Origin of the sequence: Streptomyces sp. NPDC059668 (genome assembly GCF_042734135.1) — a bacterium.
Lineage (GTDB): Bacteria > Actinomycetota > Actinomycetes > Streptomycetales > Streptomycetaceae > Streptomyces.
Genome location: NZ_JBHWEL010000034.1, coordinates 1 through 16,971, shown reverse-complemented (window position 1 = coordinate 16,971; position 16,971 = coordinate 1). Strand labels below are relative to the sequence as shown.

At 69.8% G+C, this 16,971-nt stretch carries 18 protein-coding genes, 1 tRNA gene and 1 riboswitch; of the genes, 7 read left to right on the top strand and 12 right to left on the bottom strand.

The features are described 5' to 3' along the window. Positions 1–7: 7 nt before the first annotated feature. The 4 genes from ACFV2J_RS23720 to ACFV2J_RS23705 form a co-directional block, all read right to left on the bottom strand. Positions 8–925: a DUF1707 domain-containing protein gene (locus ACFV2J_RS23720; protein WP_385082326.1), complete on the bottom strand. Its 918-nt coding sequence runs from the start codon at positions 923–925 to the stop codon at positions 8–10. Between the two features lie 9 nt (positions 926–934). Next, positions 935–1,924 carry an ATP-binding cassette domain-containing protein gene (locus ACFV2J_RS23715; protein ID WP_153290358.1) on the bottom strand — a complete coding sequence of 330 codons (990 nt, stop codon included), beginning with the start codon at positions 1,922–1,924 and terminating at the stop codon, positions 935–937. Between the two features lie 6 nt (positions 1,925–1,930). After that, entirely contained in the window at positions 1,931–2,746 is an 816-nt protein-coding gene (locus tag ACFV2J_RS23710; RefSeq protein ID WP_385082346.1) for an ABC transporter permease, read from the bottom strand. A gap of 76 nt (positions 2,747–2,822) precedes the next feature. Continuing rightward, positions 2,823–3,623, bottom strand: coding sequence for an ABC transporter permease (locus ACFV2J_RS23705; RefSeq protein WP_385082328.1), 801 nt, complete (start codon positions 3,621–3,623; stop codon positions 2,823–2,825). Positions 3,624–4,569: 946 nt separating this feature from the next. Between ACFV2J_RS23705 and ACFV2J_RS23700 the strand changes: the two genes are divergently transcribed. Beyond that, the gene (locus ACFV2J_RS23700; protein WP_385082329.1) at positions 4,570–6,846 is read left to right on the top strand and encodes a transglycosylase domain-containing protein; all 2,277 of its coding nucleotides are present in this window, start codon (positions 4,570–4,572) and stop codon (positions 6,844–6,846) included. Between the two features lie 24 nt (positions 6,847–6,870). Here ACFV2J_RS23700 and sugE read toward each other — a convergent pair whose 3' ends face one another. The 3 genes from sugE to ACFV2J_RS23685 all read right to left on the bottom strand — a co-directional run bounded on the left by sugE (position 6,871) and on the right by ACFV2J_RS23685 (position 8,077). Next, complete coding sequence (sugE, locus tag ACFV2J_RS23695) at positions 6,871–7,191, bottom strand: quaternary ammonium compound efflux SMR transporter SugE (RefSeq protein WP_148008600.1); 321 nt, start codon at positions 7,189–7,191, stop codon at positions 6,871–6,873. A gap of 30 nt (positions 7,192–7,221) precedes the next feature. Further along, a riboswitch (guanidine-III (ykkC-III) riboswitch) is annotated at positions 7,222–7,286 on the bottom strand. A gap of 52 nt (positions 7,287–7,338) precedes the next feature. After that, positions 7,339–7,641, bottom strand: a complete 303-nt coding sequence (locus ACFV2J_RS23690) for a co-chaperone GroES (protein WP_187285621.1) — start codon at positions 7,639–7,641, stop codon at positions 7,339–7,341. 97 nt (positions 7,642–7,738) lie between these two features. After that, positions 7,739–8,077, bottom strand: a complete 339-nt coding sequence (locus tag ACFV2J_RS23685; protein WP_385082331.1) for a DUF3618 domain-containing protein — start codon at positions 8,075–8,077, stop codon at positions 7,739–7,741. Between the two features lie 137 nt (positions 8,078–8,214). On the opposite strand from ACFV2J_RS23685, the gene bcp reads away from it, so the two are divergent. The 3 genes from bcp (at position 8,215) to ACFV2J_RS23670 (ending at position 10,085) form a co-directional block, all read left to right on the top strand. Beyond that, complete coding sequence (gene bcp, locus ACFV2J_RS23680; protein WP_359491108.1) at positions 8,215–8,682, top strand: thioredoxin-dependent thiol peroxidase; 468 nt, start codon at positions 8,215–8,217, stop codon at positions 8,680–8,682. Between the two features lie 212 nt (positions 8,683–8,894). After that, the gene (locus ACFV2J_RS23675) at positions 8,895–9,947 is read left to right on the top strand and encodes an HNH endonuclease (RefSeq protein WP_385082333.1); all 1,053 of its coding nucleotides are present in this window, start codon (positions 8,895–8,897) and stop codon (positions 9,945–9,947) included. A 54-nt stretch (positions 9,948–10,001) separates the two neighbouring features. After that, positions 10,002–10,085 (top strand) — tRNA-Leu (locus ACFV2J_RS23670). Positions 10,086–10,137: 52 nt separating this feature from the next. On the opposite strand, the gene rdgB is transcribed toward ACFV2J_RS23670, so the two are convergent. From rdgB to ACFV2J_RS23650, 4 genes are all read right to left on the bottom strand, one after another. After that, positions 10,138–10,740 carry an RdgB/HAM1 family non-canonical purine NTP pyrophosphatase gene (gene rdgB, locus ACFV2J_RS23665; protein ID WP_385082334.1) on the bottom strand — a complete coding sequence of 201 codons (603 nt, stop codon included), beginning with the start codon at positions 10,738–10,740 and terminating at the stop codon, positions 10,138–10,140. A 34-nt stretch (positions 10,741–10,774) separates the two neighbouring features. Continuing rightward, positions 10,775–11,167 carry a hypothetical protein gene (locus tag ACFV2J_RS23660; protein ID WP_385082336.1) on the bottom strand — a complete coding sequence of 131 codons (393 nt, stop codon included), beginning with the start codon at positions 11,165–11,167 and terminating at the stop codon, positions 10,775–10,777. 120 nt (positions 11,168–11,287) lie between these two features. Next, complete coding sequence (gene rph, locus ACFV2J_RS23655) at positions 11,288–12,022, bottom strand: ribonuclease PH (RefSeq protein WP_385082338.1); 735 nt, start codon at positions 12,020–12,022, stop codon at positions 11,288–11,290. A gap of 90 nt (positions 12,023–12,112) precedes the next feature. Then, complete coding sequence (locus tag ACFV2J_RS23650; RefSeq protein ID WP_030299876.1) at positions 12,113–12,346, bottom strand: glucose PTS transporter subunit EIIB; 234 nt, start codon at positions 12,344–12,346, stop codon at positions 12,113–12,115. Between the two features lie 204 nt (positions 12,347–12,550). On the opposite strand from ACFV2J_RS23650, the gene ACFV2J_RS23645 reads away from it, so the two are divergent. Together ACFV2J_RS23645 and ACFV2J_RS23640 are read left to right on the top strand one after the other, a co-directional pair. Continuing rightward, entirely contained in the window at positions 12,551–13,840 is a 1,290-nt protein-coding gene (locus ACFV2J_RS23645; protein WP_385082339.1) for a PTS transporter subunit EIIC, read from the top strand. A gap of 218 nt (positions 13,841–14,058) precedes the next feature. Further along, positions 14,059–15,324 (top strand): PTS transporter subunit EIIC, encoded by a 1,266-nt coding sequence (locus ACFV2J_RS23640; RefSeq protein WP_385082340.1) that lies wholly within the window; start codon positions 14,059–14,061, stop codon positions 15,322–15,324. 71 nt (positions 15,325–15,395) lie between these two features. Here ACFV2J_RS23640 and ACFV2J_RS23635 read toward each other — a convergent pair whose 3' ends face one another. Then, complete coding sequence (locus ACFV2J_RS23635; protein WP_385098491.1) at positions 15,396–16,148, bottom strand: MBL fold metallo-hydrolase; 753 nt, start codon at positions 16,146–16,148, stop codon at positions 15,396–15,398. Positions 16,149–16,407: 259 nt separating this feature from the next. Between ACFV2J_RS23635 and ACFV2J_RS23630 the strand changes: the two genes are divergently transcribed. Continuing rightward, positions 16,408–16,875, top strand: a complete 468-nt coding sequence (locus ACFV2J_RS23630) for a type II toxin-antitoxin system PemK/MazF family toxin (RefSeq protein ID WP_385440420.1) — start codon at positions 16,408–16,410, stop codon at positions 16,873–16,875. The last annotated feature ends 96 nt before the right edge of the window (positions 16,876–16,971 follow it).

Sequence of the window (16,971 nt, the reverse complement as noted above, 5' to 3'; positions counted from 1 at the left end):
ACCGGGTTCAGAAATCCCGGTGGCGGCGGCGGTTGCGCTCGTCGCGACGGGCCTCGTGACGTTCGCGCCGCTCGGCGTGCCTCTCCCGGCGCTCCTCGTGACGCTCGCGGATCAGGTCACGGGCCTCTTCGAGCGCCTCCAGGTGGGCGTCGTACACGTCGTCGAGGCGGCCCCGTGAGCCGGCCCCCAGCTCCCCGCGGCCGGCCTTGCGGTCCAGCTTCTGCCGGCGGCGCTCCTCCCTCAGGCGCAGCCGCTCGGCGCGGGTGATCTTCCGCTCGACGCCGACCCCGCCCCAGAACGCGAAGCCCGTGACGATCACACGCGGGGCGCCGGGGTCGCCCGGTCGCCCCTCCTCCCGGTGGTCGAAGCCGCCCATGATGCCGATACCGCGGACGACGACCTCCACACCGGGCGGCACCACGACGTTCACACCGCCCATGACCGCCACGCAGTTGATGACGACCTCACGGTCGGCGAAGTTCGCCTCGCGCAGGTCGATCTCACCGCCGCCCATGAACGCGAAGGAGCTGAAGCGCCGCGGCACGGTCCAGCGGCCCTTGCGTTCGAACCCGGACAGGATCGCGACCCCCCATGCGGACGATCCCTCCCCGCCGACGATCCGCGCGGCCCAACTCCCGCTCTCAGCAGGCTCTTTGACCATGTTCACGGGAGTCGCGCCGGCCGGGCCCGGGAGATCGCGGGTGAGCGGCGCCAGATCCCGGTACGTACGGGCCTTGAACGTCGCCTCCAGCCGCTCCTCGAACTCCTCCATGTCGAGACGCCCCTCCGCGAGGGCGTCCCTGAGCTGTTCGGCGACCCGTTCACGATCGGCGTCGGAGGCTCGCAGCTCCGGGCCCGCGGGTTCGGGAGCCCGCGGCACCGGACGCTGGTCGTCGCTTCCCCGGGAAGGCACATCCTCGGTCATGGGGCCAGCCTACGAGAGAGCCTTCTCCTCGTACATGCGGCTGATGACCGCCTCGATGTCCGGCTCCCGCACCGAGAGGTCCACCAGGGGGTACTCGGCCGCGATCCGCGCCACCAGCTCCGCCGCCGACGCCGACGCCGGGAAGGCCAGCCACTGCCGCGGCCCCTCCACCTTCACGACCCGCGCCGACTCCACCTCCACGGGCGGAAGTTCCCGCTCCAGGTCGACCACCAGGGTCCGCTCGCTCTCCCCCACCTCGTGCAGCCCGGTCAGCGGACCGTCGTACATCAGCCGCCCGTGGTCGATGACCATCACCCGCCGGCACAGCTGCTCGATGTCGGTGAGATCGTGCGTGGTGAGCAGCACCGTCGTACCGCGCTCGGCGTTCAGGTCGCGCAGGAACGAACGGACCCTGGCCTTGCTGATCACGTCCAGGCCGATCGTCGGCTCGTCGAGATAGAGGACCTCGGGGTCGTGCAGCAGCGCCGCCGCGATGTCCCCGCGCATCCGCTGGCCGAGGGACAGCTGCCGCACCGGCACGTCCAACAGCTCCCCCAGTTCGAGGAGCTCGACACAACGGTCGAGGTTCTCCCGGTAACGGGCGTCCGGGATGCGGTACATGCGGTGCATCAGCCGGTAGGAGTCGATCAGCGGAAGGTCCCACCACAGCGTCGTACGCTGCCCGAAGACGACCCCGATCCGCCGCGCGAGCCGGGTCCGCTCCCGGGACGGGTCGATGCCCGCGACCCGCAGCCGGCCGCCGCTCGGCGTGAGGATCCCGGTCAGCATCTTGATGGTGGTGGACTTCCCGGCGCCGTTCGGCCCGATGTAACCGACCATCTCACCGCGCGGCACGGTGAAGGAGAGGGAGTCCACCGCCCGCACCTGACGGCGCTCGCTGCGCAGGAAGCCGGTCTTCTTGCGCACGTCGAAGACCTTCTCGACGCGGTCGAGCTCGATGAAGGCGTCAACCGGGTCCGCGACCAGGTCCGTTGTCATGTCGGTTCAGCTCCCCGTGCTGCGATAGGAACGAAGTCCCGCCCGCCAGGCGGCTCCTGCCAGCACGCAGCAGCCCGCCGCGACCAGCGGTGGTGCGAAGGCGACCCAGACCGGCAGGTCGAGCGGATAGGGCCGCCCCAGGACGTAGAGAGCGGGCAGCCAGTTCACGAAGGCGAGCGGAAGCACGAAGGTGACCCCGCGCACCAGGTCCTTGGCGAAGACGGTCGGCGGGTACTGCAGGAGCGTACTGCCGCCGTACGTGAAGGAGTTCTGCACCTCGGAGGCGTCCTGCGCGACGAACTGGAAGGCCGCGCCGGCCACGAACACGGCCGAGAAGATCGCGGCGCCGCTCAGCACCATCAGCGGGACCAGCAGCACCTTCAGCGGCGTCCACGTGAGGTCGAGCGCGGTCACCGCGTACCCGAACACCAGCAGTCCCTGGGTGATCCGGCCCAGCCGGCGCAGCGCGAAGCGGTCCGCGGCGACCTGCGCGAGCACCGGCACGGGCCGCACGAGCAGTGTGTCGAGCGTGCCGTCGCGCACCCGGCGCCCGAGCCGGTCCATCGAACCGAGGGCGAGGTCCGTGAGCCCGAACGCGGTGGCCGAGACGCCGTACAGGAAGGCGACCTCGGGCAGGCTGTAACCGCCGAGCCGGTCGATCTGCGAGTACATCAGCAGGATCGCGACGAAGTCCAGGCCGGTCGCCGCGAAGTTGCCGAAGGTGGTCATCGCGAAGGAGGCACGGTAGGCCATCGTGGAGCGGATCCACATGGCGGCGATCATGCGGTACGCGCTCAGCCCGTCGCGCGTCCGGGCGTACACCCCCTGCCGGGCCCACGGGTCCTCGGCCGTCCGGGACCGCCCGCCGACCGGACCGTCCACCGCACTGTCCACCGGGCTAACCACCCTGCACCACCACCCTTCGCGTCGCCACCGACTGGAGGAGCCGTCCGAGCGCCAGCAGCCCGACGGCCCAGGCCCCCTGGAACGCGTACGTGCCGAGCGGGTCCGCCGTACCGAGCAGCACGTCGACGGGCGCCTGGATCAGGGACGACCACGGCAGGGCGCGCACCACCTCGCCCAGGACACCCGGGAAGACGTTCAGCGGCAGCAGCATCCCCGAGCAGAAGACGCCCGCGATCATGGACATCTGGGCCGTGCCCGCCCCGTCCAGGAGCCAGAAGGCGGACAGGGCGACGAGATAGCGGATCGAGAAACTGACGAGCACCCCGAGCGCGACCGCGACGAGGAACGCCAGCCAGGTCAGCGGGTCCGTGGGCAGCGCCAGCTCGAAACAGAGCGCGCCGAACACGAGCGGGACCACCCCGCGCCCCAGCAGATGGAACAGCGCCCGGCCCAGGTCCTGGGCCAGCCACCACAGCTGGAGGTCCGCGGGACGGTAGAGGTCGATCGCGATGTCACCCGTACGGATGCGCTCCAGGAGCTCGTCCTCGAAGCCGCCGCCCATGGTCGCGACCACCATGAGCAGCGCCTGGGACAGCCACACGTAGGAGAGCGCCTGTGCCTGGTCGTAGCCGCCGAGGTGCGGTTTCTCGTCCCACAGCGCGCTCATGATGTACGCCAGGATGAGCCCGAAGACGGTGTTCGTGAACACACCGGCGGCCGTCGCCGTCCGGTAGGTGGCGTAGCGCCGGAACCCGCCCAGGGCGACGGCCGTGTACAACCGCCCTGTCCCCACGAGGAAGTCCTCCTTGCACCGGGAAAGCCGTTTTCGGCCGAAGCGCAGGAGCCTAGTACCACGGCGGCGCTCGCTGCCAGGCATTTTCCGGCACGACGCGTGCCGGAATCCGGGAACGGAACGCTCGGTGCGACAGTCTTCAAGAGGGGGCGCACAAGGCGTATGGGGTCGTACGGGTGCGTACGACGTGAATCAGGAGTCCGGCAAACAGATGAGCGACAAGCCGCAGCCGCAGCAGCACAACGAGGGCTGGGCACCCAGGGGGCCCGAGCCGGCTGCCCAGGCTGCACCGGGCGGACCCGGTGAGCCGGGGAAGCCGCCCGGAAATCCGGGGGACCCGGCGAAGCCGGGAGGGCCGGCGAAGCCGGAGGGAACCGGACGGCCGGAGGAGACCCGGAAGCCGGAGGAGACCGGACCGCCGGACGAGACCCGGAAGCCGGAAGGGCCGGAGAAGCCGGAAGAACACGCGCAGCCCGCACGACCTGAGAAGCCGCAGGGACCCACGCAGCCCACGAGGCCCGAGGAAGCCGGGAACCCGCAGGGACCCGCGCGGCCCGCACGCCCCGAGAAGCCGCAGGAACCCGCGCAGCCCACGCGGCCGGCGAGATCCGGGGAAGCCGGGAACTCGCAAGGACCCGCGCAACCCGCACGCCCCGGGATTCCACAGGGACCCGCGCAGCCCACTCAGCCCGCGTGGCCCGGGCAAGCCGGGAACCCGCAGGAAGCCGCGCCGCCCGCACGCCCCGGGAATCCGCAGGCACACCCGCAGTCGGCACGCCCCGCGAGGCCCGGGCAGCCGGGAACGCCACGGGAACCCGGGAAGACGCCGGAACCAGCGCGACTGGAGGAACCGGGGCAGCCGGAGGGACCGGGACAGCCGGGGAAGCCGGGAAAGAAGGCGCGGCGCAAGCGCACCGGCTGGGGGCGCCTCATCCCCACCTGGCGCATGGTCCTCGGCACCTTCCTCGGCCTGGTCCTGCTCGTGATCGGTCTCTTCGCGCTCGGCTACTACCTGGTCAAGATCCCGTCCGCGAACGCCGCCGCGACCAAGCAGAGCAACGTCTACCTCTACGCGGACGGCAGCCAGCTCGCCCGCGACGGCGAGGTCAACCGCGAGAACGTGTCGCTCGCGCAGATCTCGAAGGACGCCCAGCACGCGGCGCTCGCCGCCGAGGACCGGGACTTCTACACCGAGTCCGCCATCGACCCCAAGGCGATGATCCGCGCCGGCTGGAACACCGCCACCGGCAAGGGCAAGCAGTCCGGCTCGACGATCACCCAGCAGTACGTGAAGAACTACTACCTGGCCCAGGAGCAGACCGCCACCCGGAAGGTGAAGGAGTTCTTCATCTCCATCAAGCTCGACCGCCAGAAGAGCAAGTCCGACATCCTCGAGGGCTACCTCAACACCAGCTACTACGGCCGCAACGCGTACGGCATCCAGGCCGCCGCCCAGGCCTACTACGGCGTCGACGCCCAGGACCTGACGGTCGGTCAGGGCGCCTACCTCGCCGCGCTCCTGAACGCGCCGAGCGAGTACGACGTCATCGCGCACCCCGAGAACAAGGCCGCGGCCCTCGCCCGCTGGAACTACGTCCTCGACGGCATGGTCAAGAAGCAGTGGCTGACCCCGGCGGCACGCGCCCAGGTCACCTTCCCCGAGCCCAAGCAGTCGGTGATCGCCACCGGCATGTCCGGGCAGCGCGGCTACGTCGTCAAGGCCGTCAACGACTACCTCGTCGAACACAAGATCATCGACGAGGACACCCTGCAGACCGGCGGCTACCGCATCACGACCACCCTGCAGAAGCCCAAGCAGGACGCCTTCGTGAAGGCCGTCGACGACCAGGTGATGAGCCACCTCGACAAGAAGAACCGCAAGGTCGACCGCTACGTCCGCGCCGGCGGCGTCTCCATCGACCCGGCCAACGGCAAGGTCGTCGCCATGTACGGCGGCATCGACTACACCAAGCAGTACGTGAACAACGCCACGCGCCGCGACTACCAGGTCGGCTCGACCTTCAAGCCGTTCGTGTTCACCTCGGCCGTACAGAACGACTCACGCACCGAGGACGGCCGCCGGATCACCCCGAACACCTACTACGACGGCACGAACAAGCGTCCCGTGGAGGGCTGGAACGGCGGCCCGTACGCACCCGAGAACGAGGACAACGTCTCGTACGGACCCATCACCGTAGGCACCGCCACCGACAAGTCCGTCAACGCCGTGTACGCGCAGATGGCCGTGGACGTCGGCCCGTCCAAGGTCAAGGAGACCGCCGTCGACCTCGGCGTCCCCGCCGACACCCCGGACCTCACCGCCACCCCCTCGATCGCGCTCGGCCCGTCCACCGCGAGCGTCCTCGACATGGCGCAGGCCTACGCGACCCTCGCCAACCACGGCGAACACGGCACGTACACGCTCGTCGACAAGATCACCAAGGAGGGCGCCGCGGACGTGCACCTGCCCAAGCAGGACACGAAGCAGGCGGTGACCCGGCAGGCCGCCGACACCACCACCTCCGTACTGCGGAGCGTCGTCGAGGGCGGCACCGGCACGGCCGCGCAGGCCGCCGGCCGGCCCGCCGCGGGCAAGACCGGCACCGCGGAGGAGGACCAGGCGGCCTGGTTCGCGGGCTACACCCCGAACCTCGCCACCGTCGTCGCCGTCATGGGCCAGGACCCCGACACCGGCGTCCACAAGTCCCTGTACGGCGCGCTCGGCCAGGCCCGGATCAACGGCGGCGGCTACCCGGCGCAGATCTGGGCGCAGTACACGAAGTCCGCGCTCAAGGGCACCAGCCCGAGCGACTTCGACCTCCGGCTCCAGCCGGGCGCCGAGGAGCAGCAGCAGCCCCCGAGCACCGGACCCACCGGCCAGTCCCCCGGCACCGGCGGCCAGGACAACGGCGGCGCCGCGACCGGCGGCCAGGACACCCAGAGCCCGCCGCCCGGGGACAACGGCGGCCAGACCCAGGGCCAGACGGACGGCGGCACCACCGACGGCGGCACCACCACGGACGGGACGACCACCGGCACCACCACCGACGGCGGCACCACCGACGGGACGACCACCGGCGGCGCGACCGACGGGGGCACCACCACCGACGGGGGCACCACCGACGGGGGCACCCCGGGCAGCGGCGGCGCCACCGACGGCGGGACGACGGGCACCACCACCGGGGCGGGACCGCTGACCGGGCTCACGGGAAGAAGGCAGTAGCCGCCGGGCGGCGGCCGTGACAGGTCAGTGGCCGGAGGTGACCTTCAGACCGACCACGGCCACCAGCAGCAGACAGACGAAGAAGATCCGGGCGGCGGTCGCCGGCTCACCGAGCACGACCATGCCGAGCACCGCCGCACCGGCCGCGCCGATTCCCACCCACACGCCGTACGCCGTGCCGATGGGCAGCGACTTCGCCGCGTACGACAGCAGCACCATGCTCGCGACGACGCCCGCGCCCGTGAGCACGCTCGGCACCAGCCTCGTGAAACCGTCCGTGTACTTCATCCCGATCGACCAGCCGACCTCCAGCAGGCCGGCGACGAGCAGCAGGATCCAGGCCATGACAGGCACCTCCGTCCATGGGGCAACAGGGGTGCGTCGTCTTTGCGGGGTCCCGGTACGGCGCGTCTCGTCGGGTACCTCCAAGGTAGCAAAGCACAGGCAAAAGGGACTGGTGACCATGGTCACCAGCCCCTTTCGGACCGCTCACTACAGATAGAGGCCGGTCGAGTCCTCGGAACCCTCGAACCGGTCGGCGGCCACGGCGTGCAGATCCCGCTCGCGCATCAGCACGTACGCGATCCCGCGCACCTCGACCTCGGCCCGGTCCTCCGGGTCGTAGAGCACACGGTCGCCCGGCTCCACCGTCCGCACGTTCTGCCCGACCGCGACGACCTCGGCCCAGGCGAGCCGCCGGCCGACGGCCGCCGTCGCGGGGATCAGGATGCCGCCGCCGGAACGCCGCTCGCCCTCGGCGGCGTCCTGCCGCACCAGCACACGGTCGTGCAGCATGCGGATGGGCAACTTGTCCTGGTGGGTGTTCTGCTTGTCCTGATTGGCGCTCACGCCCCGAACCTACCTGCCTTTGAGCCGTCGGTACGCAGCCGGGTCAGCGCTTGCGGCGCCGCGAGCGCACGGTGAGCAGCCCCACCACGCCCACCACCACGAGGGCGACCGGCACGATCCGCTCCAGCCTCGGCGCGCCGTCCTCGGTGACCAGCCGGCCCTTCACATCACCGACGACGCGGTGGACACCCACGTACGCCCGCCCGACGGTGTGATCGATGTTCGCGGCGACCTTGGCCTTCGCGTCCCCGACGATCGTCTTCGGGTGCACCCGCACACCGATCTCGTCCAGCGTCTCCGCCAGGGTTTCACGGCGGCGCTTGATGTCCGCCTCGATCTGCGCCGGAGTCCTGGTATCCGACGTTCTCGACGTATCCGACACCGCGCTGCCTCCGTGGTCGATTCTCGAACTCTGTGCAGTCGACAGTCTGTCAGCTCACGCTGCGACGCACCCCTCGGCACCCCCCATTACGCTCACTCCGTAGTTCCGTAACCATCCCCCGGCCACGTGAGGTACCGATGAGCGAGCGACTCCAGCCCGGCGACACCGCCCCCGCCTTCACCCTGCCCGACGCCGACGGCAACGAGGTCTCCCTCGCCGACCACAAGGGCCGCAAGGTCATCGTCTACTTCTACCCGGCCGCCCTGACCCCCGGCTGCACGAAGCAGGCCTGCGACTTCACGGACAACCTCGACCTCCTGGCGGGCGCGGGCTACGACGTCATCGGCGTCTCCCCCGACAAGCCCGAGAAGCTCGCCAAGTTCCGCGAGAAGGAGTCCCTGAAGGTCACCCTGGTCGGCGACCCCGACAAGACCGTCCTGGAGGCGTACGGCGCCTTCGGCGAGAAGAAGCTGTACGGCAAGACGGTCGTCGGCGTCATCCGCTCCACGGTCGTGGTGGACGAGGAGGGCAAGGTCGAGCGCGCGCTGTACAACGTGAAGGCGACGGGGCACGTGGCGAAGATCATCAAGGATCTGGGGGTCTGAGACCGCCCGGCCCTCCGGAAGGGGATCCGCACGCCGGGAGGCAGGTCCGGCCGCTCCGGCGCCGGCCTGCCTCCACCCCTGGCACCTCGCACCATGCCTCCTCCGCGGGCCGGCCTTCAGCAGCCCCGAACATCGAGCGTGACTGTCCGATAAGCGGTTCGTTACTCCGTACGAGGTCGCGAACAGGCGATCGGATCGGAGAGAAGAAGAGCATGGGGAACGCACCGGGACCCGAAGGCGGGACGGCACGCGGAGGTGAGACCCCGCCGTCGGATCCCTACGCGAGGGAACGGCTCGCACAGGTCGTCGCGGAGGCCCGCGATTGGACGGACCTGATGCGGCGGCTCGGTCTCGAGCCGAGCGGCGGCCGGCGCCGCGTGCTCCAGGAGAAGGCGGTCGCGTACGGGCTGGACACCGGCCACTTCGCCCGGCGCACCCCGTGGCGGAAGTATCCCGACACCGCCATCGCCGAGGCTGCCGCCTCTTCCTCGTCGCTGCGCGAAGTGGCACTCAAACTGGGCGCGACCCCGGCGACGGGAACTCTGTCCCACCTCCGGCGCCGTATCGCCGCGGCGGGCATCGATGTCGATCATTTCCTCGGGATCAAGCGCTCCGACTCCGAACTCTCCTTCACTACTGAGGAGTTGAGAGAAGCGGCTGCCGCAGCGAACAGTGTCCGCGGCGTGGCCCGCGCACTCGGTGTGGCGGATGACAGCCGCTCACGCGCCGCGTTGGCACACATGCTGCGCACGAGGGGCGTCGACATCGAGCACTTCTCCCACCGGCGCCTGGCGATCCCCGAGGACCGGCTTCGCGACCTCGTAGAACACTGCACCAGCTACGCCGACGTCATGCGCGGTCTCGGGCTGGAGGTCAACGACACCAACCACAGACGAATCCGACGCGCGGTCACCCGCATCGGTCTCGGGACGAGCCACTTCAAGCGTCGGAGCTGGGGACGGCCCGCGGACCCCGCACCTGCGGAGAGAGCGAGCAAGGTGCTGGCCGTCCTGCCGGAGGCCGCCGGCCGGACCAACAGGACTCAGCTCCATCGAGCCCTGACCGAGATCGGGGTGCCGTACCTGTGTGTGACATGTGGCAACACCGGTGAGTGGCTGGGCCGGCCCATCACCTTGCAGATCGACCACGTGGACGGGAACTGGCGGGACAACCGCAGGGAGAATCTGCGCTACCTGTGCCCGAACTGCCACGCGCTCACGGCCACCTGGTGCAGGAGAAGCGTCCGGGGCCGGGAATCGGCGTGACACAAAACCGCCGCTCACCGACAAGCTCGCGGCCGGTACGATGGCAGGCGGTTGGCGGCGGTGGCGCAATGGCGACGCAGCAGACTTAGGATCTGTGGCCCGTGAAACGGCTTGAGGGTTCGAATCCCTTCCGCCGCACGACAAACGGCCTGCGAATCGAAAGATACGCAGGCCGTTTTCATGTGGGCGCTCAGCCCAACAACTCCCGAACCACCGGCACCAGCCCCCGGAACGCCTTCCCCCGGTGGCTGATCGCGTTCTTCTCGTCGGGGGAGAGTTCCGCGCAGGTGCGCGTCTCCCCGTCCGGCTGGAGGACCGGGTCGTAGCCGAAGCCGTTCGTGCCCGCGGGGGTGTGCCGGAGGGTGCCCCTCAGCTGGCCCTCCACCACCCGTTCCGTGCCGTCGGGCAGGGCGAGGGCCGCGGCGCAGGCGAAGTGGGCGCCCCGGTGCGGCTCGTCGATGTCGGAGAGCTGGGCCAGCAGGAGGTCCAGGTTGGCCTGGTCGTCGCCGTGCCGGCCGGCCCAGCGGGCGGAGAAGATGCCGGGCGCGCCGTTCAGGACGTCGACGCAGAGGCCGGAGTCGTCGGCGACGGCTGGCAGGCCGGTGGCGCGGGCCAGGGCGTGGGCCTTGAGGAGGGCGTTCTCGGCGAAGGTGACGCCGGTCTCCTTGACGTCGGGGATCTCCGGGAAGGCCTCCGCGCCGACGAGGTCGTGGCTGAGACCGGCGTCGGCGAGGATCGCCTTGAGCTCGGTGATCTTTCCGGCGTTGCGGGTGGCGAGGATCAGGCGGGTCATGGCCCTCAGTATCCCCAACGGCCGGGGATGGTTCCTACGGGGTGCAGACCTTGGTCAGTTCCCCGGCGGCGTCGGTGACGGGGCTGATGTCGGGGGTGTCGTCCCCGTTCCTGACGGCGGTGCGGACGTTGTCGACGGCCTTGCGGAGGTCGTCGACGGCCTTGTTGACATCCGTGTTGTCCGTCTTGTCGCCGATCTTGCCGAGGTTCTGCTCTATCGCGTTGAGGGACTGGTCGGTCTGTGTCGGGTCGTTCGCCGCGTTCTCCACGGCCTGCTGGAGGTTGGTGACGCTGTCGGCGATGGAGTCGGCGGTCTGGACGCAGTCCAGGGCTTTGTCGACGGCGTCGCAGCCGACCGCCGCGGGCAGGGCGATCAGTGCGGCGGCGACGGCGATTGCGGCGGTGCGGCGACGGTGGCGCGCGGCCATGGAACGGTCCCTCCCCGTGGACAGGATGTGGTCGACCGGTGGTGCGGTCGGCCCGCCCCGTGGGGGGCCGGCGGGGCGCACGGCTGGACCGTACGCCCGTACCCCTTAGAACGCGAAGGGTTAACCCACGGTTGCCTCGAGCGCCGCCCGTTGGATCGCCGCGAGTTCGTCGCAGCCGGAGACGGCGAGGTCGAGGAGGGCGTTGAGTTCCTTGCGGTCGAAGGGTTCGGCCTCGGCGGTGCCCTGGACCTCGACGAAGCGGCCGTCGCCGGTGCAGACGACGTTCATGTCGGTGTCGGCCTTGACGTCCTCCTCGTAGCAGAGGTCGAGGAGGGGGACGCCGCCGACGATGCCGACGGAGACGGCGGAGACCGTGCCGGTGAGGGGCTTGCGGCCGGCCTTGACCAGCTTCTTGTTCTGGGCCCAGGTGATCGCGTCGGCCAGTGCGACGTAGGCGCCGGTGATGGCCGCGGTGCGGGTGCCGCCGTCGGCCTGCAGGACGTCGCAGTCGAGGACGATGGTGTTCTCGCCGAGGGCCTTGTAGTCGATGACGGCGCGCAGGGAGCGGCCGATCAGGCGGCTGATCTCGTGGGTGCGGCCGCCGATCTTGCCGCGGACGGACTCGCGGTCGCCGCGGGTGTTGGTGGCGCGGGGGAGCATGGAGTACTCGGCGGTGACCCAGCCCTCGCCGCTGCCCTTGCGCCAGCGGGGGACGCCCTCCGTGACGGAGGCGGTGCAGAACACCTTGGTGTCGCCGAAGGAGACGAGGACGGAGCCTTCGGCGTGCTTGCTCCAGCCGCGCTGGATGGTGATGGGGCGCAGTTGTTCAGGGGTGCGGCCGTCGATTCGAGACATGGCGTCGAGCCTAGCGGCATGCGGATGAGGGGCTGCCTCCGTTGGCGGAAGCAGCCCCTCAGGGGTGAGCCGGGCTCGGGGGAGCGTGGCTCACATCATGTCTTCGATGTCCGCGGCGATGGGGTCGGCGTCGGTGCCGATGACGACCTGGATGGCGGTGCCCATCTTGACGACGCCGTGGGCTCCGGCTGCCTTCAGGGCGGCCTCGTCGACCTTGCTCGGGTCGATGACCTCGGTGCGGAGGCGGGTGATGCAGCCTTCGACCTCTTCGATGTTGTCGATGCCGCCGAGTCCGGCGACGATCTTCTCAGCCTTGGTGGCCATGTCCTACTCCCTGATCCGAACCGCTTTGTCGCAGTAACCCACAGTTGGCCCAACTTCGCGAGCACTCATGCGGTGTGTACCGAATGATGGCGTTCACGACAGTGCGGCCGCGCGCCGACCGGTCTTCACCGGCCGGCCCACATCCGACTGGTCTACACCAGTTGCCGGACGGTCGCCAAACCCGGCTCCGCCCAAAGGACGCCCATGAGTGCCGACAGCGCCGCCGTACCCGCGCGCGCCCGCTGGAACAACCTGTTCCAGGGGCTCCAGAAGATGGGCCGCAGTCTTCAGCTCCCGATCGCGGTGCTGCCCGCCGCGGGCATCCTCAACCGTTTCGGCCAACCGGACATGTTCGGCCCGGACGGACTCGGCTGGGACAGCGTCTCCAAGGTCATGAAGGGCGCCGGCGGCGCGCTGCTCGACGGTTCGCTGGGGCTGCCCCTGCTGTTCTGCGTCGGGGTGTCCATCGGTATGGCGAAGAAGGCGGACGGTTCCACCGCGCTCGCGGCGGTCGCGGGGTTCCTCGTCTACTTCGGCGTGCTGCACCAGTTCCCGGAGAGCTGCGCGCAGCAGGCGAAGGTCATCCAGAACATCGGCTGCCAGTTGCCCGACACGTCCGTGACGGCGTTCACGTACCAGAATCCGGGGGTCTTCGGCGGCATCGTCATGGGGCTGCTGACCGCCTATTTCTGGCAGCGGTTCCATCGCACCAGGCTGGTCGACTGGCTGGGCTTCTTCAACGGGCGCCGGCTCGTGCCGATCATCATGTCGTTCGTGGCCATCGTGTTCGCCGCGCTGTGCCTGTGGATCTGGCCGCCGATCGGCGACGGCCTGCAGACCTTCAGCGACTGGCTGGTCAGTCTGGGCGCGTGGGGTGCGGGTGTGTTCGGCGTGGCCAACCGCGCGCTGCTGGTGATCGGCCTGCACCAGTTCCTGAACGTGCCCATCTGGTTCCAGTTCGGCAGCTACACCACGCCGGACGGGACGGTGGTGCACGGTGACATCAACATGTTCTTGCAGGGCGACCCGAACGCGGGGCAGTTCACCTCGGGCTTCTTCCCCATCATGATGTTCGCGCTGCCGGCCGCCTGTCTGGCCATGACGCACTGTGCGCGGCCGCATCGCCGCAAGGAGATCGGCGGCATGATGCTGTCGCTCGCGCTGACGTCGTTCGTCACCGGTATCACCGAGCCGATCGAGTACTCCTTCGTGTTCATCGCGCCGGTGCTGTACGCCGTCCACGCGGTGCTCACCGGTGTCTCCATGGCGGTGACCTGGGGCCTGGGCGTGCACGACGGCTTCAGTTTCTCGGCGGGTCTGATCGACTACGTCATCAACTGGAACCTGGCGACGAGACCGTGGGCGATCATCCCGATCGGGCTGTGCTTCGCCGTCCTGTACTACGTGATCTTCCGGTTCGCGATCACCAGGTTCGACCTCAGGACGCCGGGACGGGAGCCGGAGGAAGAGGTCGAGGACCTCACCAAGGCGTAGCCCTCCCCCATCCGAAAGGCCCCCGGACCCGCAGGTCCGGGGGCCTTTCGGCATGAATGCAGGGGGTATTCCCGGTATGGCCGAGGCCACAAAATTCGTGGGTTCCTTATGCAGCCTTCACCGTGCTACAACAGGTCTACACCACTGAGTGGTGTAGACCACGCCGCCCCCACCCCTTCCTTGTCCCCCGGGCGGCGCCTTGTCCACTGGAGGAAGTTGTGTCCACGGCCAGTGCCGCTCCCGCGGCCGACAAGAAGAAGGGCCCCGGCGTGATGGCTGTTCTGCAGCGCATCGGCCGCAGCCTGATGTTGCCGGTCGCCGTACTGCCCGCCGCCGCGCTCCTGGTGCGACTGGGCAACACCGACATGCTCGGCCGTCCGTCCTTCCCCACATTCTTCACCAAGATCGCCGGCTTCATGGCCGCCGGCGGCAACGCGATCCTCGACAACATGGCGCTGCTGTTCGCCGTGGGCATCGCGATCGGGTTCGCGAAGAAGTCGGACGGCTCGACGGCACTCGCGGCGGTGGTCGGCTACCTCGTCTTCAAGAACGTGCTGGCGACCTTCACCGACAAGAACCTGCCGAAGGTGGCCACGGCCGTCGACGGCAAGGTGGTCATGGTCGACGCACCGGTGGACGCCAAGGTCCTGGGCGGCGTGGTGATGGGCATAGTCGTCGCCCTGCTCTACCAGAAGTTCCACCGGACCAAGCTGCCCGACTGGGCCGGCTTCTTCGGCGGCCGCCGTCTGGTCCCGATCCTGTCCGCCTTCGCGGGCCTGCTGATCGGCATCGTGTTCGGATACATCTGGCCGGTGCTCGGCACCGGCCTGCACAACTTCGGTGAGTGGCTGGTCGGTTCGGGCGCCGTCGGCGCCGGCATCTTCGGTGTCGCCAACCGTGCGCTGATCCCGATCGGCATGCACCACCTGCTGAACTCCTTCCCCTGGTTCCAGGCGGGCGAGTACCACGGCAAGAGCGGTGACATCGGGCGCTTCCTGGCCGGCGACCCGACCGCGGGCCAGTTCATGACCGGCTTCTTCCCGATCATGATGTTCGGCCTGCCGGCCGCGTGCCTGGCGATCGTGCACTGCGCCCGTCCCGAGCGCCGCAAGGTCGTCGGCGGCATGATGTTCTCCATCGCTCTGACCTCCTTCGTCACGGGTGTCACCGAGCCGATCGAGTTCACCTTCATGTTCATCGCGCCGGTCCTCTACGCCATCCACGCCCTGCTCACCGGCGCGTCCCTGGCACTGACCTGGGCGCTCGGCATGAAGGACGGCTTCGGCTTCTCGGCCGGCGCGGTCGACTTCGGCCTGAACCTCGGCATCGCGAGCAACCCGTGGGGCCTGGTCCTGGTCGGACTCTGCTTCGCGGTCGTCTACTACGTCGTCTTCCGCTTCGCGATCACGAAGTGGAACCTGCCGACGCCGGGCCGCGAGTCGGACGAGGAACTGGCGGAGCTGCTGAAGGCCGAGGCCAAGTAAGAACCGCCCACGACGCGTGAGGGCCCCCGGAGCGATCTCCGGGGGCCCTCACGCGTCGTACGGCTCCGGAACTAGATCTCGTACGACATCCGAGGCGTCGCCAGATCCGCCGGGCCCGAGTACGCCGTGCGGGCGTCGGCCAGGTTGATCCGGGGGTCCGTCCACGGCGGGATGTGGGTGAGCAGGAGACGCCGGGCCCCGGCACGGCTGGCGGTCTCGCCCGCCTCGCGGCCGTTGAGATGCAGGTCGGGGATGTTCTCCTTGCCGTGCGTGAACGCGGCCTCGCAGAGGAACAGGTCGGTGTCCCGGGCGAGTTCGTCCAGGGCCTCGGTGACACCCGTGTCCCCGGAGTACGTCAGCGACCTCCCCCCGTGCTCGACACGGATGGCGTACGCCTCCACGGGGTGGCGGACCCGCTCCGTGTGCACGGCGAACGGGCCGATCTCGAACGAGCCCGGCTTGACCGTGTGGAAGTCGAAGACCTCGCTCATCGAGGAGGCGGTGGGGGTGTCCGCGTACGCGGTGGTCAGACGCTGCTCCGTGCCCTCGGGTCCGTAGACGGGGATCGGGTCGCAGCGGCCGCCCTCGTGGCGGTAGTAGCGCGCCACGAAGTACGCGCACATGTCGATGCAGTGGTCGGCGTGCAGATGGCTGAGGAAGATCGCGTCGAGGTCGTAAAGACCGCAGTGGCGCTGCAGCTCGCCAAGGGCACCGTTGCCCATGTCGAGAAGCAGCCGGAAGCCGTCGGCCTCTACGAGGTAGCTCGAACAGGCCGATTCCGCGGACGGGAACGACCCCGAGCAGCCGACGACGGTGAGCTTCATAAGAGCTGGAACCTCCGCGCTGACAGGAAGTGCAGAGAGTAAGTGCGGTAGGCAACTACTCGGAGCAGATACGGAAACGGGGGTCGTGCGGTCCGTCGAGCGTAAGGCGCGAAAGGGCGGGTCGCTCCTCCGCCAGGGGCTGTTGTGGGCGAACTCACCTGTGCTGTCACCGGTTCGGATGGACGCTCGGACGAAGGTGGGAGGGGCGCGCCGTGCGGGCGGGGGGCGCGGCGGGGTGCGCGCCGGTACCTTCTTTGGTATGGACACGTCCTGGTGGCTCGCGTTGGCGGCCGTGGTGCTGCTCGCGCTCGTCGCGACGCTGGTGGACGGCTGGGGGCGCCGTGGGCGCCGGCCCGCCGCGCGTACCCGGCCGCCCGGTCGTCCCGGCCGGCGGCCCTCGCGGCGGCCCGGCGGGACGCGGCCCCGGCCGGCGGAGATCTGGTGGGCGAACGTTCCCTACGAGGACGTGGCCGGGGGCAAGGACCGGCCGTGTCTGGTCCTGACGGTGCGGGGGGAACGGGCGACCGTCGCGAAGATCACGAGCAAGTACCACGACGAGCGGGCCGGGGTGATCCCGCTGCCGCCGGGGGCCGTCGGGGACGCGCACGGGCGGGCGAGTTTCCTGGAGACGGACGAGCTGCGCGAGGTGTCCGTCGGGGAGTTCCGGCGGCGGGTCGGGGTGGTCGACCCGGTCCTGTGGGACCAGGTCCGCCACCTCGCCGACTGACGTCCCTCGCCCCCGCCGCCCCTACCCGACCCGTCCCGTTCCTGGGGGCTCCGCCCCCAGACCCCCGTCCGGCCTTAAGGGCCTTGTCCTCAAACG